Genomic DNA, 23342 nt, shown 5'->3' on the forward strand with positions numbered 1-23342 from the left:
GGGAACGCATCGCTCCGCTGCTGCCATCCCGTCCTGCTCCGACTCACCTGCAGCATCATCTGCTTGAGGCGCCTGCGAACCTCATTCCGAAAAGATCAGCAAGGCGGCTCCCTGCCTGCTTTCTGCAGGTCAAAGACGGCCCCGACTTTACACCGACACCCTCGTTCGATGTTTGTAAAAAACATCACCCTAAGGACTCCTAACAATAAATCTGGCGACGCCGGCGATCACCTCCGGGATACTGCTCACCCATGGATGAGGTCAAAGTCGTCGTCGCCCACTCCGAGCGCGCGACCCTGCGCGTCGGCGACGTGTTCCTGAAGGTGGACGCCGATCAGGCGCGTATCGACGTCGAAGTCGAGGCGATGTCCCTCGCGCCGGTCCCGACCCCGGAGGTCCTGTGGCGCAAGCCGCCCGTGCTCGCGATCGCTGCGCTCCCGGGGACGACGCTCGGGCGCCTCGGCGGGCCGTCGACCGGATCGTCGGCGGCGTGGGCCGCGGCGGGCGCCGCAATCCGGAAGCTGCACGACGCGCCGCTGCCGCCCCGGACCGGCCGGGCGGGCCGGAGCATCGTCGCGCTGGCGGCGGAACTCGACGACGAGTGCGAGTTGCTCGTGACGAACGGCCTCCTGCCCGCTGACCTGGTCACCCGTAACCGCCGGGTCGCCGAGGCCGCGCTCCGGCCGTGGACTCCGGCATTCACGCACGGCGACCTGCAGATCGCGCACGTCTTCGTCGACGGCGACGAGGTGACGGGCATCATCGACTGGTCCGAGGCGGGCCAGGGTGATGCTCTGTACGACCTCGCCACCTTCACCCTCGGACACGAGGAGCACCTCGACGACGTCCTTGCCGGCTACGGCACCGACGTCGACCTCGACGTGATCCACGCCTGGTGGTCGTTGCGAAGCCTGCTGGCAGTTCGCTGGCTGAGCGAGCACGGCTTCGACCCGTTCGCACCAGGCTGTGAGGCCGACGTGCTGAGATCCCGGATGTGAGGCTACACACCCTCGCCGCAGGCATCGACCGCGACCGCGACGCGGTCATCGCCGGTCTGACCCTGTCCTGGAACTCAGGTGTGGTCGAAGGGCACGTCAACCGGATCAAGATGCTCAAGCGCCGGATGTTCGGCCGCGCCGGCTTCGACCTTCCGCGAAAACGAGTCCTACTCGCTGAGTGACTCCTCAGCTTCCGAGCGAAGATCGTAGATCGGGAACGTCGTGGGTGAGGGATGTTCCTTGCATGCTTCTCCGTGCAGTTCTTCGGCCCGCAGCGCCCAGGCGATGGCCTCGCCCGGACCGCAGAATGAAGGATCGAGGTGGAACGTGGTCCGCGTCCCGACCGGTTTCGGTGCTATGAACTCTTCCCTGGGACCGGTCGGTTCTATCCCGACCAGCTCCTGGCGATAGCCGTGGCCATGCTGGGCGTCGCCGCACGTGCTTCACGAAATCGACCACCCGAAGCGGCTCGACGGTGAACCTCTCGACTCACGCTCCCCGCTCGTCCAGTAGCCGTGACGGATTGTCACCAATCACGGAAGTTGAGCCAGAACCCGGGTGGGGGCAGCGGGTGGGTTCGGCGCAGTTGCAGTCCTTGAAGAAGGTCCCCATGCCGCGGGCGAGCTGTCGGGGCATGTGTCGGACCATCCGTTCCAGCCCAAGAATCGTGCTCAGGCGCCTTGCTGCGGGTCGGGGGTCAGCAGGCGCGGACATGCCGGGGACACATGCTGACCGTTTGCTGACCTGAGGGGGACACATGGCGCCCCTGACCTGCGGCGACGCCAGATAGTCAGATCTTGGACTTGAACAGAGTGCGCAGCAGCGTGGACTCCTCGAAGACGGCTCCCCGCCTGCTTTATGCAGGTCAAGGGCGGTCTCGATTTTACACCGACACCCCCGTCCGATGGTTGTGAGGGACATCGCTCCGGTCCGGCGAGACGGCTCTCCGCCTGGGCTTTCACGCCGCCACCGACGCCTGTTGGGGCGACTGTCGACCCGGCGCGGGCGGTCACCGAGGTGTGCCGCCGCGCGGGTGTGGTTCGTGGTCATGCCCGGCTTCCTTGGGGCCGCCCGGTGCCTTGCCGCCAGGTCAGGCAGGCACCGGGCGCCGGGCGCGGCGGGTGACCGCCCGACGAGTCGCGCGGCGCCGGCCTGCCGATGAGATGCGGTCGCCGTCCCCTCCGGGCAAAGTGGGGAAGGACCTGTTCGTACCGAGGTGGTCCCCTGTGGTCCCGCGTACTGGAGACGGGACGGACTGATGCGAGGATCGTCGTGACGTCGGAGTGATCGATGTTCCGCAGACGGCCGGCCGACAACAGCGAGGACCTCCTGGTCCGGCTCGGGTCGCTGACCGCCAGGGCGCGGGAGTTGGCCGAGACGCAGCGTTCCCGTGTCGAGCTCGCCGTGGCCCTGCAGCGCGACATGCTGCCCTCGGACCTGCCCAGTTTTCCGGGCGCACGGCTGGCCGTCCGCTATGAGCCCGCCAACCACGGGCTCAACGTCGGCGGTGACTGGTACGACGCCTTCGCCCTGCCCGGCGGGCGGATCGGCATGTCCATCGGTGACGTGCAGGGGCACAACATCGAGGCCGCCGCCTTCATGGGCCAGGTCCGCGTGGCACTGCGCGCGCTGGCCTCCGTCACCGGAGACCCGGGAGAGCTGCTCTCTCGCACCAACGACCTGCTGATCTCTCTGGACGCCGACCTCTTCGCCACCTGCACCTTCCTGCGGCTCGACCCCGCTGCCGGCACCCTGGAGTGTGCCCGGGCCGGTCACATCCCCTACATCTGGGCCACCACCGACGGCCGCTCCGGCATCGACGACAGCGAGGGCGGGCCTCCGCTCGGTGTGCTCCGCGGCGTCGAATACCCGGCCACGCGCCACCGGCTCACCGCCGACGGTGTCTTCGTCCTCCTGACCGACGGGGTGGTGGAGGGGCCCTCGCTCCACGTCGACGAGGGTCTGGACCGGGTGACGAGGCTCGCCGGGATCACAGCCGTCGCCGGCCTGGACGTCGACGCGCTCGCCACCGCCGTCATGAAGCTGGCGGCCACGGTGGGGCACGAGGACGACGCGGCCGTCCTGGTCGTCGGCCATGACGGGGGTCCGGCCCGGTCGGCGGCCGAGGAGTGGGGAGAGGGGACTCGCCTCGGGCCGGCTCGGTCCTCGGACCGGCCCGGGCCCGTGCCGTAAGGCGGCGCCCGACACGCAGGGGCCCTTGCCCGGTCGTGGCGGCCCGGCCGGTGTCTGATGGCTGACGTGTTGGATACTCGGCAGTTCAGGCCCTCTGCGGAGGCGGCTCTGATGTCGCTGGCCGTGGCGGTTTGCTACTACGCGGCCGGACGACTCGGCCTGCTGGGCCGCCTCGTCGTCGAAGGCGTGGTGGTCACCCCCATCTGGCCGCCCACCGGCGTCGCCGTCGCCGCCCTGATGCTGCTCGGCGCGCGGGTCTGGCCTGGGATCGCCCTCGGCTCCTTCCTCGTCATCGCCTCCCTCACCGCTCCGGGGCCCACCACAGTGCTCACCGTGGTGAGCAACACCGTCGCGCCGCTCTGCGCCTTCCTGCTGCTGAGACGGGCGGGTTTCCGGCGCGACATGGCGCGGCTGCGGGACGGACTCTCCCTGGTCTTTCTCGGCGGGTTCGGCGCCATGCTGATCAGTGCGACCGCGGGGGTCGGACTGCAGGTGGCGAAGGGCTCCCTGGACGAGAGCGAGTTCTGGTTCGTCTGGCTGGCCTGGTGGGTGGGCGACACGATGGGGGTGCTGCTCGTCGCCCCGCTCCTGCTCGTGCTCGCGGGGCCGGCCGGACGGTTCCGGGTACGGCGCTGGAAGGAGGCGGCCTTTCTGGGGCTGACGACCCTGGTCCTCATGCCCATGGCCGTGCTCAGCCCGATGAGCATGCTCTTCCTCGTCTTCCCCCTGCTGATCTGGGCAGCGCTCCGCTTCCAGCTCGCCGGAAGCATGCTGTGCGCGCTCTTCGCCTCCGTGCTCACCACCTTCGAGGCGACCTCCGGGCGGGGCGCGTTCCTCCACCTGACGGACGTCGAGATCATGGCCAAGCTCCAGGCGTTCAACGGTTCCGCCGCCTTGACCGCCCTGCTTCTCGCCTCCGTCATCACCGAGCAGCGTGCGACCCGCCGGTCGGTGCGCCGCGCCTGCCAGGAACTGGCGGAGGTCCTGGAGCACCTCGCGGCGGGCGAGCCCTCACCGGGTCCACCCGGCACCGCCGAGAGCCGGGCAGCCCCACCCGGCGGGCACCGGGATCCGTGACACCCGGGCCGGAGCCGACGCAGGGATCAGGAGCCGTACGACGCCTGCGCGGCATGGGAACTGTCCGGCGCCAGCAAGCTAGTGCGTGCTCGCGCTGCCTGCCGAGCGCGTCCCGGAAACGGATCATGTACGGGTGAGGGCAGCTGCTTCGCGCAGCCGCAGACCTTGTACGCACCATCCGTTCCGGCCCGCGAACCTGCTCTGGCGCCGCGCTGTCGGTCGCAGGTCAGCAAGCGGGGACACGTCCGGGACGCATGCCGACCGTTTGCTGAGCCCCTGGGGATTGGTGACGCCCACGAGGCGCAGCTCCGTGTCGTGCGTGAACTCGTGCCGCGCGCCGTCAGGTGTGGTGCGGGCGGCGACCATGTCGAAGTGGGTGTACTCGAACTGTGTCTCGCCGCCGAGCGCGTCGGTGTGCACCAGACAGTTGCCCTCGCCGTCGTAGGTCCAGGACTGCTGGGAGCCGTCCGGGGCCGCGTGCCGCAGGAGCTTGCCCTCGGCGCTCCACTCCAGCGCGGTGGTGTTGCCCCGCGCGTCGGTGATGCGGACGGCGCGGCCGAACGCGTCGCGGGTGTAGCGGGTGACCGCTCCCCCGCGGACCGCGGGCGGTCAGCGGGAGACCTGCGGGGTCACCGCGCAGCCGGTCCAGCGCACCGAGGGAGTCGTCGATCCCTACGAGGCGGCCCGAGGCATCGTGGGCGAGCCGGGTCGTGGAGCCGTCCGGGTGGGTGACCCTGGTGAGAGGCGAACGTGGACGACGGGAACCCGTCGGGGCCGACCGTCCGGACGACTCGGCCTGCGCTGGACGAGGGGCAAGACGGCTTCGATGTCGTCCGGCTGCGGCAGCCGCGGGTAGATCAGGAGGGAACCGTCCTCGCGGGCCCAGACCGCACCACCACCCACCGGGTCGAGCTCGATCCGCTCGTACAGGGTCGAAGCCCAACTGGCCTTTCCCAGGGTCTCCATCGCCTTGTCGACCACGGGGTCCAAGGCGCCGGCGATGTCGTCCCTGCCACGGGTCCGGCGCGTCCACGCCGTCCTGAGCATCCGCTCCGAGCTGGACCGCCAGATCCGCGGCCATGTTCTCCAGAGCGGCGACGGCCGGTTCGGTCATCGCGGAGACGATGTAGGCGACGACCTCCTCCAGGCACTCCTTAATGACTTTGCGGACGGCCTGCTGGGCGGCCGCGATCGCCACGCCCCCGATGAGCATGGACAGCCCGCCGGAACATCGCCCCGGTCCGGCGAGACGGCTCCCCGTCCGGGCTTTCACGCCGCCACCGACGCCTGATTCCGACCGCGAGCGTGCAGGGCGCCCCACTCTTGCCCTCGACCTTCCGGACGGCGCCCTGAGTGGGGGTCGACGACGTCGCCCCGGCCGACGCCCGCCTTTGGCGCGAGGTTGCCGGGGCCGACCCCCACTGATGGACGAAGCCGGCAGTCAGCAGCGGGGGCCACCGGGCAGGCTGACGCACCCCGGCGAGCATTCCGCGTTCTGGTCCAACAGATTGGCGAGGTCCGAGAGCTGCTCCTCGCCGAGGATGATCCGCAACCCCTTGTCGGACATCTCGATGTTCGCCTCCGGGATGCGGAGCGTGTCCTCGCACTCCGTTTCCGGAGCGTCAGGCACCTTGGAATCATCGGCCATGAATTTCCCTTTCTCGGCTGTTACCGCACGTGCTGAGCGAAATCGCCAGCCATCTTCACGTAGATACGACGCTTGTCCTCAGGCGTGCACGTGGTAATCAGGCGAGAGCCGGTGTTCTTGCTGTCGCGTACGCGGCACGTCCCGCCGCAAAGATACCGAATCTCGCACGTCTTGCAGCCCTCGACATGGTCGACGTCGATCTGTGTTGCCAGTCCCGCCACCAGGTCGACAATTCTGCGCACGGGCATGTCGTCGATGTGGCAGACCTTCCCGTCAAGCAGGTGGCACGGGTAGACCGACCCATCGGGTCCGATCACCATCTGATCGGCGTATCCGCACGTGGCCATGTACCGCGTAATCTCGGGAGCGCCGCCGTTGACCGATCTGAGGAATTCGTTCACTTCCTCTCGCGACGCCGGCCCGGTGGGGTCGATCTGGCTGCCGCGGCCGTGCGGCATGATGCCGTAGGTGAACTTGAAGACGACGTTCGGCGCCCCCGCGAAGCGATCTCGCAGCTGAGGGAATTTCTGCACCCAGTTGGTCCACGTGGCGGGCACGATCGTCATTCCGATGCGCGTCGGAGTGCCCAGTTCGGCCAGCTTTTCAACTGCCGCGATCGCGTGCTTGAAGGAGTTGCGGCCGCGGATGGCATCGTGTGACTCGGCATCGGGTCCGTCGATGCTGATCTGCACCAGGTCGGCCAGCGGATGAATCTGCTCGGCCAGCTTGGGAATCAGCAGGCCGTTGCTGAACAGGGTCACCTTCATGCGGTGCTCTTTGGCGGCCGCCATGAGCTCGAGGCAGCCGCGGTGCATCAGCGCCTCACCGCCGGTGAACAGCACCTGCCGGCCCCCGAGCGCGGCGAAGTCGTCGATGAACCTGCGCCACCGCGCCGTCGGGAGTTCGTTCGCGCGATCGACGTGCGGGCTGGAATCCGCATAGCAGTGTGCGCATTCGAGCTGGCAGGCCTGTGTGAGGTGGAGACGGGCGAACACCGCGACGCCTACGGGTGTGCGGTCGCGGTAGCCCGTCAATCCGCGAATCAGCCCGGAGGTCGCCAGGAGGGACACGACGTTCGAAACATCGCCCCATCCGACGTCGTTCGCGATGCTGCGCGGCGACTCGCCGGCCACGAGCCTGACGATGAGCCGGTGCTGTGCGTCGTCCGCCACGGCCAGCGCCGCCTCCTGGACGCCGACCCAGACGTGGGAACCGTTCACCGGCTCGTGGTGGAGCTCCTTGACCAGTGACACGGGTTCGTCGAGCGCGAGCGTGAGCTCCGTGGGCCCCGAGTCGGTCCGCGCCGCGCTCAGCGTGACGTGTTCGGCCTGCTGGTCGGCTGCTCGCTGCACCAGGGTGCGCATCTCTTCTTGCAGCGCGAGGGCGGAGGTGTCCGGTGGGCGGGCTTTGGATGCGCACGACCCGCACCCGGATGTGTTCGAGACGTTCAGGAGCGGCAGCTGTTTCAGCATTCTGCCTCCATTCGTGGGGACCGTAAGCCGCAATCCCCGTGCTGAACCTGCTCGAGGTGCCGCCGTTCGGCGTGCGGGCTTCATTCGGATGGGTTAGCGGGGCGGCCTTCCATCGGCCAATTCGACGACGACGCCACCCGTCGGGCTTAGGCTTGGCATGCGCGCCGGTCGCCTCCGATTTCCGATGGTAGGGCGGGAGAATACTTGAGTAAGACTGAAACGCCGTGGATTCTCGGACTCAGCGCCGCGCACAACGGCGGCGCGTGTCTGCTGCACGGAACCGAGATCGTCGCCGCCGTCCAAGAGGAACGCCTCTCAGGAATCAAGCGCGACCGCACCTACGGCGCGAGCTTCAGCCTGGCCACCGAGTACTGCCTTCGCCATGCCGGGATCGGGCCGGGGCAATTGGACACCATCGTGCTGTGCGTGCAGGGGGAGGCGGGTCACGCCGAGCAGGACGTGAGCCTGAATCAGCAACTGCGCCCAGCTTTTCACGGGATTCCCACCCTGCGAATTTCTCACCACCTCGGCCACGCCATCAGCGCCTACGCGGTGTCGGGCTTCTCGGATGCCGCCATCCTCGTCGTGGACGGAATGGGGTCACCCGAGCAAGATCTCAGTGAGGAGGAGCGCCGCGCCGTCATCGGCGCACCCCGCGGCTGGGAGATCATCTCGGCGTACGAGGCAACGGGAACGACCGTCCGCCCCATCGCCAAACAGCTCGTCCCGGAAGGCAGGTGGCTGGCCCGCGCCGGCGAGGGAATGCCCAGCTTCGGCAGTATCGGCGGCATGTACTCCGCCGTCGCTCAGCAGATCTTCGGCGACCCCATGGACGCGGGCAAGGTCATGGGGCTTGCTCCGTTCGGTACGCCGTCGTTCCCGCCGCACCAATTCGTGTCCGTGGCCGATGGCCTGGCGACGTTCGGCACTGCGGTACCGGAGCAGTTCCGACACTCCGATCGATGGCCTCTGCGCCGGCGCGAGTACGCGGACCTCGCCGCCTCGGTCCAATCCGCCCTTGAGGAGGCGATCCTGGCGTTGGTGAGTCGGTTGCGCGCGTCGTCCACCTCGGACTACCTGTGCTATTCCGGCGGCGTGGCGCTGAACTGTCTGGTGAACGAACGCCTGACGCACGAGTCCGGCTTCTCCGACGTCTTCGTCGCGCCCTTCGCCGAGGACAGCGGACCCGCCGTAGGCGCCGCGTTCTACGGACTCTGGCGTCACCGCCGGCACCGCCCGGCCAGGCTGGTGAGTGAGGGCTTCGGGCACCGCTACGGCCCGAACGAGGTGCGCGAAGCCATCCGATCGGTCCCGCTCGTCGCCGTGTGCCCGGACGGGGATGTGACCGACATCGCCGAGGCCGCCGCGGACCGGTTGGAGCGCGGACAGCTCGGGGCGTGGTTCGACGGCAGGAGCGAACTCGGCCCGCGCGCGCTGGGGCAGCGCAGCATCGTGGCGGATCCCCGCCGTGCGGAGCACAAGGTGAGACTGAACCGCGACGTCAAGCAGCGAGAGGCGTTCCGCCCGTTCGCTCCCTCGGTGCTGGCCGAACACGTGCACACCTGGTTCGACGTCGACGAGGCGCGGTGCTCCAGCCCGTTCATGCTGCGCACGTTCACTTTCCGACCGGGTTACGGATCCCGGGTGCCCGCCGTCGCGCACGTCGACGACAGCGCGCGCGTGCAATCCGTTCACGGAGAGCTCCAGCCACGCTTCCACGCGCTGATCCGGCGCTTCCACGAGCACACCGGCGTCCCGATGATCTTGAATACGTCGCTGAACGGCTCCGGGCAGCCCATCGTCGAGACGCCGTCCGACGCGTTGTGGGCGATGCTCGAACTGGGTCTGGACTTCGCGGTGATCGAGGGCGTGCTCGTCGAGCCGGCGGCGGACTTCGACTCCGTCCTGGGGCTGGTGCCCGTCATCGCCGCCGATGGTTACACCGTCGACCATTCCTTCCCGCCGGGGTCGACGGCCTCGGTCAGGAGCCGGGCGTCGGCCGTCGACTTCACGGTGGTCACACCGTGGGGCAGCAGACGCCAGCCGGTCACTGCGAGGGCCCTGTCCGTGCTGGCGCTGATCGACGGCGTGGCGACGGGGCACGAGATCCACGAGCGGCTTCGGCGCGACCGGACCGGCGGACTCACCGCCGCCCAGCTGACCCGGACGCTGCGGTTTCTTCGCCGAACCCGGATCGTGGATTTCCGGGCGAGGTTGCCCACGATTCCATTGGTTGAGCGCCAGGAGGTCGCAGCATCATGACGGGCATCGAGACGGTGACACGCGGTCGGGTCGACAGCTTCGTGTCCTCCACGGCCGCCGAGCTCCGGAACCGGTGGCGACGGGCCGGCAACACCCGCGAATCGTTTCCATCCCTTGCCGCCCGAGCCATTTCGGATGGTCTCGCCCGCGACCCCGTCACGGGCGACGACGTACTGCACTGGGTGCTCGACGGCGCCGAGCTCCCGTTTCAGCCGCGGCTCGACGAGACCTTCGGGCAGCCTCCCGTCACGCTCTACCACGACGGCGAGTTTCAGCTCGACGCCCTGTACTGGGTCCAGAGCAGCACCGACGTGCACGCACACGGCTTCTCCGGTGCGTTCGCCGTCCTGAACGGTCAGAGCGTCCACACCCGCTACGCCTTCGCCGAGACACACCGGGTCGACGACCACTTCATGATCGGGCAAGTCGTCGCCACCGACGCGGAGTTGCTCGATGTCGGAGCGGTGCGCGAGATCCACGAAGGCCCCGCTTTGATCCACTCCGTCGTGCATCTCGGTTGCCCCAGTGTCACCCTGGTGGCTCGCACTTGCGGGCATACCGCCCCCACCCCGGAGTACGCCTACTTTCCGCCCGCCATCGCTCTCGACCCCAGCAAGAACGATCTCCTTCGTACGCGCACGGTGCAGTTGGTCAGAATGCTGATCCGTTCCGGTGCGCCGGGACTTGGCCGGACGGTGGAGACTCTGATCGGCCGTTGCGACGTGCACACGGCGTTCCGGGTGGTGCGCGAACTCAGCCGCAACGCGGCGGCCTCGGCACTGGTGCACGCCGCGCTCGGGTGGTCGGACGCGCGGTGGCCGGGAGTGGCGGAGCCGTTCGGCGACGCCCTGGCTGCCGAGCTGCGCCATGTGGGCGCCGTGACGCTGCTGCACCGCATCACCGAGCCCGACCACCGGGTGGTTCTCGGTGCCCTGGCCGCACTCGACGAGCCCGCACAGGTGCGTAGGTTCCTGCAGCAGCACGCGGCCGCCGAAACCGATGCGCTCATCGCGGGTTTCGTACGCGCCGTGAAGGAGACCGGCGCACTGGACATCCCCGCCGAGAGCCCCTTCGACCACATGCTGCTCCGACCCTTGGCAGGCGGGGCAGGAAGATGATGGTCACTGACGCCCGTGTCGTCGGCATGCCCGGCCAGTGGGCCACGATCGTGCCCGGGCTCGCCCCCGCCGTCTGTGCGGAACTGGCCGAGCGGTGCAGGTCTCTCGATATCGTCGCCCCTGAGGTCGTCGGCCAGGAGTCCTTGCCCGAGCACCGCGTGGGCCATTCACGTCTGCTTCCGCGGTCGGCGCTGTTCGAGGACATCTATCAACTCATCTGGGACGCGGGCGAGGCACTGAACCGCCGCTACTTCGAGCTGGACGTCTCCGACATCGTCAAACCCCCGCAGTTCCTCGAGTACGTCGGGGGCCACGGGCACTTCCACTGGCACAACGACTACGGCCTCGAACGACCCGTGTCAAAGAGGAAGTTGACCGTCAGCATTCAACTCAGCGATGGCCGCGACTACGAGGGTGGCGACTTCGAGCTGTTCGGCACGCCGCAGCCCATGCCGAGGGCGCAGGGCAGCATCCTCGTGTTCCCCGCCTTCGTGCAGCACAAGATCACACCCGTCACATCGGGAACCAGGTGCGCATTGGTCGGGTGGCTGGCCGGACCGCCCTTGCGATAGGAGGCACCGACGCTCAGAGGCGTTCGACGACGGTCACGTTGGCCTGGCCGCCGCCCTCGCACATGGTCTGGAGCCCGAACCGGCCGCCGGTGCGCTCCAGTTCGTTCAGGAGCGAGGTCATCAGCCGGGTGCCGGTGGCGCCGATCGGATGGCCGAGGGCGATGGCCCCGCCGTTGACGTTGACCTTGGCCGGGTCCACGCCGATCTCCTTCGCCCAGGCGAGGACCACGGAGGCGAAGGCCTCGTTCATCTCGAACAGGTCGATGTCGTCGAGGGTCAGGCCGGACTTCCGCAGGGCGTGGCGGGTCGCCTCGATCGGCCCGGTCAGCATCCACACCGGGTCGTCGGCGCGCACCGAGAGGTGGTGGATCCGGGCGCGCGGGGTCAGGCCGTGGTCGCGTACGGCCTGTGCGGAGGCGATCAGCATCGCCGAGGCCGCGTCGGAGTTCTGGGCGGCGAGCGCGGCGGTGATCCGGCCGCCTTCGGTGAGGGGCTTGAGCGCGGCCATCTTCTCCGGTGACGTGTCGCGGCGCGGGCACTCGTCGGTGTCGACGTCCCCGTACGGCGCGATCTCGTTCTTGAACCGTCCGGCGTCGATCGCGGCGGCGGCCCGCAGGTGGCTGCGGTAGGCGTACTCCTCCATCTCCTCGCGGGTGAGCCGCCACTTCTCGGCGATCATCTCGGCGGCTCGGAACTGCGACACCTCCTGCGTGCCGTACCGCCGGATCCAGCCTGGCGACTCGGCGAACGGCGTGCTGAACCCGTACGCCTGACCCACGGTCATCGCGGCCGATATCGGGATCGCCGACATGTTCTGCACCCCGCCGGCGACGATCAGGTCGGCGGTGCCCGACATGACGCCCTGGGCCGCGAAGTGCACCGCCTGCTGGCTGGATCCGCACTGCCGGTCGATCGTCACACCGGGCACGTGGTCGGGCAGTCCGGCGACGAGCCATGCGGTGCGGGCGATGTCTCCGGCCTGCGAGCCGATCGTGTCGCAGCAGCCGAGGATGACGTCGTCGACGGCGCCGGGGTCGAGGTCCGTACGGCGGATCAGGGCGCCGACGGCGTGCGCCGCGAGGTCCGCGGAGTGCACGGCGGACAGGGAGCCGCCGCGCCGCCCGACCGGGGTGCGTACGGCGTCGACGATGTAGGCCTCGGCCATGCTGGTCCTCTTCTTCCTGGTCGTCCGGTGGTCGCTGAGCTGCACTGCTTACGGGTGCCGGCTGCTCACCGACACCACCTCGCCGGTCATGTACGAGGAGTAGTCGGCGGCCAGGAAGACCATCACGTTGGCCACCTCCCAGGGTTCCGCGGCCCGGCCGAAGGCCTCCTGGCCCTTGAGTCCGTCGAGGAACTCCTCGGTGGTCACCTTGGCGAGGAACGGGTGCATGGCCAGGCTCGGGGCGACCGCGTTGACGCGGATCCCGTGCGGGGCGAGGTCCATCGCGGCGCAGCGGGTCAGCGCCATCACTCCGGCCTTGGCCGCCGCGTAGTGCGCCTGGCCCTCCTGGGCGCGCCAGCCGACCACCGAGGCGTTGTTGACGATGACGCCCTGGCGTCCGGCGGCGACCATCCGGTTCCCGGCGGCGCGCACACAGCGGAAGGTGCCGGTGAGGGTGATGTCGAGGACCCGGGACCATTCCTCGTCCGTCAGCTCCAGGACCGAGCGGGTGCCGCCGAGCCCCGCGTTGTTGATCATGACGTCGACGCCGCCGTACGGTTCGGCCGCGTCGAGGAGGGCCCCCACCTGTTCCTCCTTCGTCACGTCGCAGACCACCGACGCCACCCGCTCCGGCCCGAACTCCTTGGCGAGGGTCTCGTGGGCCTCGCCGAGGCGCCGCTCGTGCACGTCGCCGAGGACCACGGCCCGCGCCTGCTCCTCCAGGCAGCGCCGCACCACCGCGGCGCCGATGCCGGCGCCCGCCGCGGCGGTCACCACCACCGTCCGGTCCTTCAGCAGTCCGTGGCCGGGCACATAGGCCGGCGGCTGCGCCGCGCTGGCGTTCGAGTTCACCGCTTGGGCTCCTTCGGCAGGCCGAGTACGCGCTCGGCGATGATGTTGCGCTGGATCTCGTCCGAGCCGCCGTAGATCGTGTCGGCCCGGCTGAACAGGAACAGGCGCTGGAAGTCGTCGAGGTCGTACGGTGCTCCGGCGGCCACCAGGGACGAGGCGCCGGCCACCTCCATCGCGAGCTCGCCGAGCGAGCGGTGCCACGTCCCCCAGAGGAGCTTGGCGATGGATGCCTGCGGCCCCTGCGCGCCCGTGCCGTCGAGCATGCGGAGGGCGTTGAGCCGGATCACCTCGAGGCCCATGTGGGCCCGGGTGATGCGGTCCTGGACGGCGGGGTCCTCGATGGCGCCGTTGCGGCGGGCGAGGGCCACCACCGCCTCCAGCTCCCGGGCGAAGCCGATCTGCTGCCCGAGCGTGGAGACCCCGCGCTCGAAGCCGAGGGTGGCCATGGCGACCTTCCAGCCGTCCCCGGGTGCGCCGACGACCAGGTCGGCGTCGGTCCTGGCCCCCTCGAAGTACACCTCGTTGAACTCCGAGGTGCCGGTGAGCTGGGTGATGGGCCGCACCTCGACTCCCTCCTGCCGCATGGGCACCAGGAGGTAGGAGAGCCCGGCGTGCCGCGCCGAGCCCGGTTCGGTGCGGGCGAGGACGAAGCACCAGTCGGCCAGGTGTGCCAGCGAGGTCCACACCTTCTGCCCGTCGATCACCCACCGGCCGTCCTCCGCACGGCGCGCCCTGGTGGACACCGCGGCGAGGTCGGAGCCGGCGCCCGGCTCCGAGTAGCCCTGGCACCAGAGTTCCTCGACCGCGCGGATCCTGGGCAGGAAGCGGGCCTTCTGTTCCGGGGTGCCGAAGGCGATCAGGGTGGGGCCGAGGAGTTCCTCGCCGAGGTGGTTGACCCGGGCGGGGCCGCCGGCCCGTGCGTACTCCTCGTGGAAGACCACCTGCTGGGCGAGGCCGAGTCCGCGGCCTCCGTGCTCCTCGGGCCAGCCGACGCACGTCCAGCCGTGGGCGGCCAGATGCCGGTCCCAGGCGAGGCGTTCGTCGTACGCCTCGTGTTCGCGGCCGGACCCTCCCAGGCCCCGGAGGGCGGCGAAGTCGCCGTGGAGGTGCGTCTCCAGCCAGTCCCGGACCTCCCGGCGGAACCTCTCGTCCTTCGTCGGTCGCATCTGATCCACGGTCACCTCTCGAAGGATCCGCCGGCAGTCCGGTGCTGGTCGGGAGACGGGGCATGGCCTACAGTAACCCACCAAGCACTTGTTTGGGTACGGTGTGCGTCGGACCGTGATCGTGATCGCGAAGGAGCTGCCATGTCCCCTGCCGAGAAGGCCGAAGAGTCCGTCGTCACGTATGAGGTACGCGGCACCGTCGCGGTCGTGACGCTGAACCGCCCCCGGTACCGCAACGCGCAGAACTCGAAGATGACGTACGCGCTTGACGCCGCGTTCAGCCGTGCGGTCGACGACGACGACGTGAAGGTCATCGTCCTGGCCGGCAACGGCGAGCACTTCAGCGGGGGCCACGACATCGGCACCCCCGGCCGTGACGTCGACCAGACCTTCGAGCGCAAGGCCGTCATCTGGTGGGACCACACCGACAAGCAGGGCGTCGACGCGCGCATCGCCCGCGAGTCCGAGGTGTACCTGGGCATGTGCCGGCGCTGGCGGGAGATCCCGAAGCCGGTCATCGCGATGGTGCAGGGCGCGTGCATCGCGGGCGGCCTCATGCTCGCCTGGTGCTGCGACTTCATCGTCGCCGCCGAGGACGCGTTCTTCGCCGACCCCGTCGTGCGCATGGGCATCCCGGGCGTCGAGTACTTCGCCCACCCGTGGGTGATGAATCCGCGCGCGGCGAAGGAGTTCCTGTACACCGGGGACCGTTTCGACGCGGAGCGCGCGCTGCGGCTCGGCATGGTCAACCACGTCGTGCCGCGCGAGGACCTGGAGTCGGCGACCTTCGCGCTGGCGGAGCGGATCAGCGCGATGCCCCGCTTCGGCCTCGCGCTCACCAAGAAGGCCGTCAACCAGGCCGAGGACCTGCAGGGCATGCGCTCGGGCATGGACTCGGTCTTCGGCCTGCACCACGCCGCGCACTCCCACAACGCGGAGGTCGGCGCCGACTCCCTGGCCGGGATGGACGCCCGTGCCATGCGCGACGCCGCCGCGAAGGCCTGAGGCCCGGTCCGCCGGGGGAAGGAGATCCGATGACGTTCGCGGCTCGACCCAGCGAGGAGCAGCACGAACTCTCCTCGATCGTACGGAACCTCCTCGCACGGCGCAGCGACAGCGTCGCGGTCCGCGCGGCGGCCGAGTCGGAGCTCGGGTACGACCCGGAGCTGTGGCGGACCGTGTGCGAGCAGGTCGGCGTGGCGGCCCTGGCCGTACCCGAGGAGTACGGCGGTGCGGGCTTCACGCTCGTCGAAACCCATGTCGTACTGGAGGAGTTGGGGGCGGCTCTGACCCCGAGCCCGCTGCTCGGATCGGGTGTGCTGGCCACGCAGGCGCTGCTCCTCTCGGGCGACGAGGCCGCCTGCCACCGCCTGCTTCCGGGCCTGGCGGAGGGCACGCGCACGGCGGCCGTGTGCTGGGCGGGCGAGGACGGCCGCTGGCACACGGACCGCGCGGCGGTACGCGCCGACGCCGTCGACAGCCACGCCGACGCTGGCACCGACGCCGTCGACGCCGCGGGCGGGACCGAGGCCGGCTGGGCCCTGTCCGGTACGGCCACCCTGGTCCTCGACGGCGTCGGCGCGGACACGCTCCTGGTCGTCGCGGCCCTCGGGGCAGGGCGGGTCGGCCTGTTCGAGGTGGACCCGGGCGACGCCGGGGTCCACCGCACCGCCACCCCCGCGATGGACACCACGCTGCGCTTCGCCCGCGTGGAGTTCGCGGGCGCACGGGCCGTCCCCGTCACCCTCGACGCGGGCGCGCTGCTCCCCGTCCTCCACGACATCGCCGCCGTCGCCGTGACGGCGCTCCAGGTCGGCGCGGCCCGGCGCGGCCTGGACATGACCGTCGAGTACGCGGGGCAGCGCGAGCAGTTCGGGCGTCCGATCGGCTCGTTCCAGGCGCTGAAGCACCGTATGGCCGACATGCTGGTCGCCGTCGAGACGGCCCGCTCGGCGTCCTGGGCGGCGGCCCAGTCGGCGGCCCACCGGACACCCCGGCTCCCCCACGACGCCGCTCTGGCGAAGGCCTGGTGCTCCGAGGCGCTGCACCACATCGCCTCGGAGACCGTCCAGTTGCACGGCGGCATCGCGATCACCTGGGAGCACGACGCCCAGATGGTGTTCAAGCGCGCCCACGCCACGTCCCAGCTGTTCGGCCAGCCCCACGAACACCGGCGCCGGCTCTTCCGCCTGCTGGAGCAGGCCGCCGACGGCCGCCCGGCCTCCTGACGGCGTCCGACCGAACCACACGTGAGAGGAAGACCGTATGGGCGACAAGTCGATGCACGTGGAGGACTTCGCCGCGACGATCGAATCCGGCATGACGATCGGGATCGGCGGCTGGGGCTCGCGGCGCAAGCCGATGGCCCTCGTGCGCGCGCTGCTGCGCAGCGACGTCACGGATCTGACCGTCGTCTCGTTCGGCGGCCCGGACGTCGGGCTGCTGTGCGCCGCGGGGAAGGTCCGCAAGCTCGTCTACGGATTCGTGTCGCTCGACAGCATCGCGCTCGACCCGCACTTCCGCGCCGTGCGGGAGCGCGGCGGCGTGGAGACCGCGGAGTACGACGAGGGCATGTTCGTGACGGGGCTGCGGGCGGCGGCCCAGCGGCTGGCCTTCCTGCCGACGCGCGCCGGGCTCGGCTCCGACGTCCTCACCATGAACCCGGACCTGGTGACGGTTCCCAGCCCGTACAGCGACGAGGAGTACGTCGCCATGAAGGCGCTGCGGCTCGACGTCGCTCTGGTGCACGTGAACCGTGCCGACGCCGCCGGCAACGCCCAGTACCTGGGCCCCGACCCGTACTTCGACGACCTGTACGCGATGGCCGCCGACCGCTGCTACGTCAGCTGCGAGCGGATCGTGCCCACCGAGGAGCTGCTCGGCGCAGGGCCGGCCCAGTCGCTGCTGATCAGCCGGCTCTTCGTCGACGGCGTGGTCGAGACCCCGCGCGGCGCCCACTTCACCTCCTGCGCTCCGGACTACGGCCGGGACGAGGCGTTCCAGCGGTACTACGCGTCCACGGCCGCGGACGCCGACGCGTGGGAGCTCTTCCGCAAGCAGTACCTGGCGGGCGGCGAGGACGAGTACCTGGCGGCCGTGGACCGGTTCCACGCGTCGCGCGACAGCGAGCGGGAGGGACAGTGACCATGGAGATCACCAGGGCCGAAGTGTGCGCGGTGGCCTGCGCCGGTGTCTGGCGCGACGCCGGAGAGGTGCTCGCGCACGCGGTGGGCACGATTCCCGCGATCGGGGCCAGGCTCGCCCGGCTGACGACGAGCCCGGACCTCGTCCTCTCGGACGGGGAGGCGTACTTCGTCAGCGACCCGCCGCCGCTCGGGCAGAGCGCCGCCGACGGGGGAAGCGCCGTGGTGGAGAGCTGGGTGCCGTACCGGCGGGTGTTCGACATCGTCGGGAGCGGGCGCCGCCAGAGCATGATGGGCGCCAGCCAGATCGACCCGTACGGCAACCAGAACATCTCGCTCATCGGCGACTGGCGCCGCCCCCGGCGGCAGCTCATCGGCGTCCGGGGTGCGCCGGGCAACACGGCCAACCACCGCACCGACTACTGGGTGGCCCGGCACTCCCCGAAGGTCTTCGTCGAGAAGGTCGACGTGGTGTGCGGGGTGGGCAACGACCGGGCCCGCGCCCAGCGCGGCCAGGCACTGCGCTTCCACCACCTGGGCGTGGTCGTCACCAATCTGGCGGTCCTGGACTACGGGCAGGACGGCCGGCTCCGCATCCGCTCGACGCATCCCGGCGTCACCGTCGACGAGGTCCGGCGGAGCACCGGCTTCGACCTCGACGCGACCGGGGCGACGGAGACCCGGCTGCCGAGCGAGGAGGAGCTGCGCCTCGTCCGCGAGGTGATCGACCCGCGCGGCACCCGCGACCGGGAGATCCCCGCCTGAGAGTCCGGCACGGACCGCTACGTGGCGAGCAGACCGGTGTGCAGCACCCTGAGGTACTGCGCCGCCAGGGTCTCGGGGCGGTACTTCCCGCCGGGCCGGTACCAGCGCACCGCCGACCACACGGTGTCCCGGATGAACAGGTAGTTCAGCTTCATGTCGATGTCGTCCGGGAAGACGCCGGACTTCTGTCCGGCGGTGAGGGCGCCCAGCCAGATCCGCTCGATCTTCTCGCTGAACTCGTCGACGTACTCGAAGCCGGGCAGTCCGCTCAGCGTCCCCGACTCGTTCTGGTACAGGGCGACGGCTTCGGGTCTCTCGTGGATCGTGGTGAAGGAGTGCTGGATGAGGCCGTCGAGGACCTCCCTCGGCCCCTCCCCCTCCTTCTCGATCTCCTGGAACCGTTCGAAGAGGCTGCCGAGGAAGTCCCGCAGGATCTCGTCGAGCATCTCCTCCTTGGAGCGGAAGTGGTGGTACAGGCTGCCGGAGAGGATGCCCGCCTCGTCGGCGATGTCCCGGACGGTGGTCGCGGCGAATCCGTGCGAGGCGAACTGGCCCGCGGCGATCCTGAGCAGCTCGGCACGTCGGCCCGAAGCGGCGTTCCCGCGCGTTCGGGGTGTGCGGACCTCTGCCCGGCCGAGCCGTCGTGTCGCCATGTCGTCCGTCCCTTCGGGTGGGGCCGGCGCCCCTCACAAGCAAGTGCTTGATCGATCTTGCCACAGCGCACGGCCGACGGCGTCAGGGGCCGGGGCCGGCTCCCCGCGCCTCGAGGGTCAGCCGAGCCGTTCGATGATCATCGCCGGCGCGGACCATGTCGGCGCCCAGGTCATCTCCTCGTAGGTCCTTGAGCGAACCCTTGTCGGCCCGGCCTATGGGCGAGCGGGCGGCCGACACGATGACTGCTTCGGGCACGACGGAATCCGTCTCCTCGGTGACGCGCGGTCTCATCGCTGACGCGTGGGAACCTGCAACGACGCGCTGTTCGGGGTGTGTTGGAGAAAGGCCGGCCACTCGCCGCCGCCGTCGACGTTCAGGACGGCGCCGGTGACGTGGGAGGCGAGCGGCGAGGCGAGCAGGACGCAGGCCGAGCCGATCTCCTCGGGCCGGGCGAGGACGCCACGCGGGATGGTGGCCGCGACCCGGGCGACCTGTTCGGCGCCGCCGTAGTGGTCCTCCGATCCCGGGGTCGCCACCAGGCCGCAGCTGACCGCGTTGACCCGCACCCGCGGGGCCCATTCGACGGCGAGGCTCGTGGTGAGGCTCTCCAGGGCCGCCTTCGCCGCGCCGTACACGGCTGTGCCGGGGCTGGGCCTGCGCGCGCTGATGGAGGTGATGTTGAGGACCACTCCCCCGTCGTCCTGGGCGCTCATGACCGGGTGGACCGCGCCGCACACGTGGACCGGCCCCAGGAAGTTGAGCTCGGTGATCCTGCGGTGGAAGTTCGCGGACGCGTCCGCGAAGCCGGCGAACGGCGCGCCGCCCGCGTTGTTCACGGCGACGTCGATCCGCCCGTGCCGGTCCACCACATCGCCGACCCAGCGGGCGACCTGGTCCGCGTCGCGGACGTCGACCCGACTGAAGCGGGCGGCCCCACCCCCCGGCGGCGGGGCCGTGCGACCGCAGATCTCCACCTGGGCCCCTGCCCGCAGGAACATCTCCACGATCCCGGCACCGACCCCGCGAGCGCCTCCCGTGACCAGGACGACCTTCCCTGACATGTCTATCCGCAGCGACATGGCGCTCCTTCCGTGTCGTCGTGCCGGAGGCCTCACTGTAGGCAGCAAGAACAAGCAAGCGATAGGTTGAGGCACGGAGGCGCGTCCCGGTCAGGCGCCGTAGACCGGCGCCGGCACCGGAGCCTTGGCCAGGAGGTCGCGTACGGCGGGGCCGACCTCGCGCGGGTCCCAGCGGCGCTCGCGCACCGCACGCGGACCGTGCTGCCAGCCGTCGGCGACGGAGATCGTGCCGCCCTCGGACTCGAAGACCCGGCCGGTGACGTCGCCGGACTCGGCGGAGACCAGCCAGACCACGAGCGGCGAGACGTTGCCGGGATGCATGGCGTCGAAGCCGGACTCGGGGGCACGCATCTTGTCGGCGAACGCCTCGACCGCCTCCGTCATGGGCGTACGGGCGGAGGGCGCGATGGCGTTCACGGTGACGCCGTACCGTGCCGCCTCCGCGGCGGCGATGACGGTCAGGGCGACGATGCCGGCCTTGGCGGCGCCGTAGTTGCCCTGCCCGACACTCCCCATGAGGCCGGCTCCGGAACTGGTGTTGACGACGCGCGCGGCGACCGGGCGCCCCTGCTTGGCCCGCTCGCGCCAGTAGGCGAGGGCGTGGCGCAGCGGCGCCGCGTGCCCCTTGAGGTCCACCTTCATGACCAGGTCCCACTCGGCCTCGGTCATGGAGACGAGCATCCGGTCGCGGTTCAGACCCGCGTTGTTCACCAGGGCGTCCAGCGTGCCGTACGCCGCGACGGCGCGTCCGACGAGTCCTTCGGCGTACGCCCAGTCGCTGACGTCGCCCGGGTCGGCGACGGCGGTGCCGCCGACCGCGCGGATCTCGTCGGCGACGGCACGCGCCGCCGCCTCCCCGAGGTCGTTGACGACGACCCTCGCTCCCTCGGCGGCCAGCGCCAGGGCGTGCTCACGGCCGAGGCCCTGGCCCGCGCCGGTCACGACGACGACCCGGCCCTCGCAGATTCCCGTCACTGTCACGGTCCTTTCGTTTCGTCACGGAGCCGGAGCCGGAGCCGAAGCCGGTGTCAGACCGAGTCGGCGCGCCATCCGTTCGCGGTGGTACGCGGGACCGCCCCAGTCGGCGGCGAGCGCCCAGGCCCGCTTGGCGTACAGGTGGAGGTCGTACTCGGTGGTGTATCCGATGGCGCCGTGGCACTGGATCGCCGTCCGGGCGACCCGGCGGGCGGCATCGGAGGCGAGCACCTTCGCCATCGACGTACGGAGCTCCGCGTCGGGGGCGCCGGTCGCCTGCGCCCAGCCGGCGGCGAGGACGGCGGGGCGGGCGAAGCGCACCGCCGTCTCGGCATCGGCGAGGGCGTGCTTGACCGCCTGGAACGAGCCGACCGGTACCCCGAACTGATGGCGCTCCCGCACGTACCCGACGGTCAGTTCGAGCATCCGTCCGGCGAGTCCGACGAGGAGACCCGAGGTGGCGAGGACACCGCGCCGCCAGGGGACGTCCAGAGCCTCCTCCCCCGCGAGGACCAGGCCGCCGGCGGGCGGGGCGGTGACGCGGCCCAGGTGACGTGAACCGTCGACGGCGGCGAGCGGCTCGACGCGCACCTCGCCCCGCTCGTACAGCCGCGCCTGCCGTCCGACGCGTACGACGACCAGGTCGGCGCGGGCGGCGAAGGGCACGGCCGCGCCTTCGGTGAGGCCGACGGCGAGGAGCGCCGTTCCGTCCAGGACGGCGGCGAGGTACGAGGTGGCCCCCGCGGCGGCGAGCAGCGGAGCCCCGACGGCCACCACCTCCGCGGCCGGCACCGGCAGGCCGCTGCGGCCCAGGGTCTCCATCAGCGGCGGCAGGGCCCGCTCGTCGAGGCCGAGGCCGTCGGCGTGCTGCGGGACGAGCGTCCCGGTGATCCCGACCTGGGCGAGGGTGCGCCACACCGCGCCGACCCGGTCGCCCGGACCCCCGTGCGGCCCGGCGCCCGGCCACCCGGCCCGGACCACCTCCGCGTCCACCTCCCGGTCCAGCACCTCCCCGGCCGCCTCGGCCAGGGCCGTGTCCTGCTCCGCTACGGCGAACCGCATCGCGTCACCTCCTGGGCAGGCCGAGCAGCCGCTCGGCGACGATGTTGCGCTGGATCTCGTTGGTTCCGGCGTAGAGGGGGCCGGCGAGGGAGAAAAGGAAGCCCCGGCTCCAGCCGTCCTCCAACTCCATTTCGGATCCCAGCAGTTCGAGGGCCGTCTCGTGCAGACGGATGTCCATGTCCGACCAGAAGAGCTTGTTGAGGCTGGACTCGGCTCCGACGGCGCGGCCCTCGGTGATCGCGGTGACCTGCTCCAGGGTGAACAGCTCGTACGCCTGGGCGTCGATCCACGCCTGCACGAGCCGGTCCCGGTGCGCGGCGGCGGCGTCGGGGGTGCTGCGGGCCAGGTCCAGGAGCCGGTCGGCGGCGTGCAGGAAGCGGCCGGGCGAGCGCAGGGTGAGGCCGCGTTCGGAACCGGTGGTGGCCATGGCGACCCGCCAGCCCTGACCGACGCCGCCGAGCACGTCCGCGTCCGGCACGAAGACCTCGTCGAGGAAGACCTCGGCGAACCCCTCGTCGCCGTCGAGGCGTTCGAAGCCGCGGACGGTGACGCCGGGGGCGTCCAGCGGAAGCAGGAAGTACGTCAGTCCGTGATGGCGTCCGGCCTCGGGATCCGCACGAAAGAGCCCGAACAGGTGCGTGCAGAAGGCACCGCGGGTGGTCCACGTCTTCTGGCCGCTGAGCCGCCAGCCGCCCGCGGCCTCGTCGCGGACGGCGCGGCTGCGGATGCCGGCGAGGTCGCTGCCCGCGCCCGGCTCGGACCAGCCCTGCGCCCACAGGTCCTGGGCGGCGGCCATGCGCGGCAGAAGTCGCTTCTGCTGCTCGGGGGTTCCGTACGTGAAGAGGGTCGGGGCGAGCAGGAAGATGCCGTTCTGGGTGACGCGGGCGGGCGCCCCGGCCCGGTAGTACTCCTCCTCGAAGATCAGCCACTGCCACAGGGTGGCGTCCCGGCCGCCGAACTCCTCGGGCCAGGAGACCACCGACCACCGGGCGTCGAACAGCTTCCGCTCCCACTCCAGACAGGCGGCGAAGCCCGCGCGGGTGTCGCCGGAGGGCAGGGGCTCTCGCGGCACGTGTGCCGTGAGCCACTGCCGGGCCTCCTGCCGGAAGGCATCCTCCTCGGGGCTCCAGGTCAGGTCCAC

General features: G+C 70.7%; 21 protein-coding genes and 1 pseudogene. 11 read left to right on the forward strand and 11 right to left on the reverse strand.

Going from position 1 to position 23342, the window contains the following annotated elements:
* Window positions 1–251: 251 nt before the first annotated feature.
* From ABT034_RS12110 to ABT034_RS12125, 4 genes and pseudogenes are all read left to right on the forward strand, one after another.
* Window positions 252–998: a phosphotransferase family protein gene (locus tag ABT034_RS12110; RefSeq protein ID WP_351213991.1), complete on the forward strand. Its 747-nt coding sequence runs from the start codon at window positions 252–254 to the stop codon at window positions 996–998.
* A gap of 2 nt (window positions 999–1000) precedes the next feature.
* Window positions 1001–1180, forward strand: a pseudogene (locus ABT034_RS12115) (ISL3 family transposase); the annotation flags it as partial.
* 1108 nt (window positions 1181–2288) lie between these two features.
* A complete protein-coding gene (locus ABT034_RS12120; RefSeq protein ID WP_351213993.1) occupies window positions 2289–3191 on the forward strand; it encodes a PP2C family protein-serine/threonine phosphatase in 903 nt (300 codons plus the stop codon).
* A gap of 57 nt (window positions 3192–3248) precedes the next feature.
* Complete coding sequence (locus ABT034_RS12125; RefSeq protein ID WP_502972889.1) at window positions 3249–4268, forward strand: MASE1 domain-containing protein; 1020 nt, start codon at window positions 3249–3251, stop codon at window positions 4266–4268.
* 123 nt (window positions 4269–4391) lie between these two features.
* Here the strand turns inward: ABT034_RS12125 and ABT034_RS12130 are convergent, their stop codons facing one another.
* The 3 genes from ABT034_RS12130 to ABT034_RS12150 form a co-directional block, all read right to left on the reverse strand.
* Window positions 4392–4688, reverse strand: coding sequence for a hypothetical protein (locus ABT034_RS12130; RefSeq protein ID WP_351214268.1), 297 nt, complete (start codon window positions 4686–4688; stop codon window positions 4392–4394).
* 1021 nt (window positions 4689–5709) lie between these two features.
* Window positions 5710–5898: a hypothetical protein gene (locus ABT034_RS12145; RefSeq protein WP_351213996.1), complete on the reverse strand. Its 189-nt coding sequence runs from the start codon at window positions 5896–5898 to the stop codon at window positions 5710–5712.
* Window positions 5899–5936: 38 nt separating this feature from the next.
* A complete protein-coding gene (locus ABT034_RS12150; RefSeq protein WP_351213998.1) occupies window positions 5937–7388 on the reverse strand; it encodes a radical SAM/SPASM domain-containing protein in 1452 nt (483 codons plus the stop codon).
* A gap of 204 nt (window positions 7389–7592) precedes the next feature.
* On the opposite strand from ABT034_RS12150, the gene ABT034_RS12155 reads away from it, so the two are divergent.
* From ABT034_RS12155 to ABT034_RS12165, 3 genes are read left to right on the forward strand one after another with little or no spacing between them, the layout of a single operon-like run.
* Window positions 7593–9650, forward strand: coding sequence for a carbamoyltransferase family protein (locus tag ABT034_RS12155; RefSeq protein WP_351214000.1), 2058 nt, complete (start codon window positions 7593–7595; stop codon window positions 9648–9650).
* Window positions 9647–10768: a cupin domain-containing protein gene (locus ABT034_RS12160; RefSeq protein ID WP_351214002.1), complete on the forward strand. Its 1122-nt coding sequence runs from the start codon at window positions 9647–9649 to the stop codon at window positions 10766–10768. Before ABT034_RS12155 ends, ABT034_RS12160 begins: the two co-directional genes overlap by 4 nt.
* Complete coding sequence (locus tag ABT034_RS12165) at window positions 10765–11340, forward strand: 2OG-Fe(II) oxygenase (protein WP_351214004.1); 576 nt, start codon at window positions 10765–10767, stop codon at window positions 11338–11340. Before ABT034_RS12160 ends, ABT034_RS12165 begins: the two co-directional genes overlap by 4 nt.
* A gap of 13 nt (window positions 11341–11353) precedes the next feature.
* Here ABT034_RS12165 and ABT034_RS12170 read toward each other — a convergent pair whose 3' ends face one another.
* From ABT034_RS12170 to ABT034_RS12180, 3 genes are read right to left on the reverse strand one after another with little or no spacing between them, the layout of a single operon-like run.
* Window positions 11354–12505 carry an acetyl-CoA C-acetyltransferase gene (locus tag ABT034_RS12170; RefSeq protein WP_351214006.1) on the reverse strand — a complete coding sequence of 384 codons (1152 nt, stop codon included), beginning with the start codon at window positions 12503–12505 and terminating at the stop codon, window positions 11354–11356.
* Between the two features lie 48 nt (window positions 12506–12553).
* Window positions 12554–13357, reverse strand: coding sequence for an SDR family oxidoreductase (locus ABT034_RS12175; protein ID WP_351214008.1), 804 nt, complete (start codon window positions 13355–13357; stop codon window positions 12554–12556).
* Window positions 13354–14523, reverse strand: a complete 1170-nt coding sequence (locus ABT034_RS12180) for an acyl-CoA dehydrogenase family protein (RefSeq protein WP_351214010.1) — start codon at window positions 14521–14523, stop codon at window positions 13354–13356. Before ABT034_RS12180 ends, ABT034_RS12175 begins: the two co-directional genes overlap by 4 nt.
* A 141-nt stretch (window positions 14524–14664) precedes the next feature.
* On the opposite strand from ABT034_RS12180, the gene ABT034_RS12185 reads away from it, so the two are divergent.
* Genes ABT034_RS12185 through ABT034_RS12200 form a run of 4 tightly spaced genes read left to right on the forward strand, consistent with a single transcriptional unit; the run spans window position 14665 to window position 18431 of the window.
* Window positions 14665–15528 (forward strand): enoyl-CoA hydratase, encoded by an 864-nt coding sequence (locus ABT034_RS12185; protein WP_351214012.1) that lies wholly within the window; start codon window positions 14665–14667, stop codon window positions 15526–15528.
* Between the two features lie 29 nt (window positions 15529–15557).
* Entirely contained in the window at window positions 15558–16751 is a 1194-nt protein-coding gene (locus ABT034_RS12190; protein ID WP_351214014.1) for an acyl-CoA dehydrogenase family protein, read from the forward strand.
* Between the two features lie 37 nt (window positions 16752–16788).
* Complete coding sequence (locus ABT034_RS12195; protein WP_351214016.1) at window positions 16789–17667, forward strand: CoA transferase subunit A; 879 nt, start codon at window positions 16789–16791, stop codon at window positions 17665–17667.
* A gap of 2 nt (window positions 17668–17669) precedes the next feature.
* Window positions 17670–18431, forward strand: a complete 762-nt coding sequence (locus ABT034_RS12200; protein WP_351214018.1) for a CoA-transferase subunit beta — start codon at window positions 17670–17672, stop codon at window positions 18429–18431.
* Window positions 18432–18448: 17 nt separating this feature from the next.
* On the opposite strand, the gene ABT034_RS12205 is transcribed toward ABT034_RS12200, so the two are convergent.
* The 5 genes from ABT034_RS12205 to ABT034_RS12225 form a co-directional block, all read right to left on the reverse strand.
* Window positions 18449–19084: a TetR/AcrR family transcriptional regulator gene (locus ABT034_RS12205; protein WP_351214020.1), complete on the reverse strand. Its 636-nt coding sequence runs from the start codon at window positions 19082–19084 to the stop codon at window positions 18449–18451.
* A 288-nt stretch (window positions 19085–19372) separates the two neighbouring features.
* Entirely contained in the window at window positions 19373–20164 is a 792-nt protein-coding gene (locus ABT034_RS12210; protein ID WP_351214022.1) for an SDR family oxidoreductase, read from the reverse strand.
* 90 nt (window positions 20165–20254) lie between these two features.
* Window positions 20255–21139 (reverse strand): SDR family oxidoreductase, encoded by an 885-nt coding sequence (locus ABT034_RS12215; RefSeq protein ID WP_351214252.1) that lies wholly within the window; start codon window positions 21137–21139, stop codon window positions 20255–20257.
* 21 nt (window positions 21140–21160) lie between these two features.
* Window positions 21161–22201, reverse strand: coding sequence for an acyl-CoA dehydrogenase family protein (locus ABT034_RS12220; protein ID WP_351214024.1), 1041 nt, complete (start codon window positions 22199–22201; stop codon window positions 21161–21163).
* Between the two features lie 4 nt (window positions 22202–22205).
* Entirely contained in the window at window positions 22206–23342 is a 1137-nt protein-coding gene (locus ABT034_RS12225; RefSeq protein ID WP_351214026.1) for an acyl-CoA dehydrogenase family protein, read from the reverse strand.

Source organism: Streptomyces sp. NPDC002773, assembly GCF_040295605.1.
Taxonomy (GTDB): Bacteria; Actinomycetota; Actinomycetes; order Streptomycetales; family Streptomycetaceae; genus Streptomyces.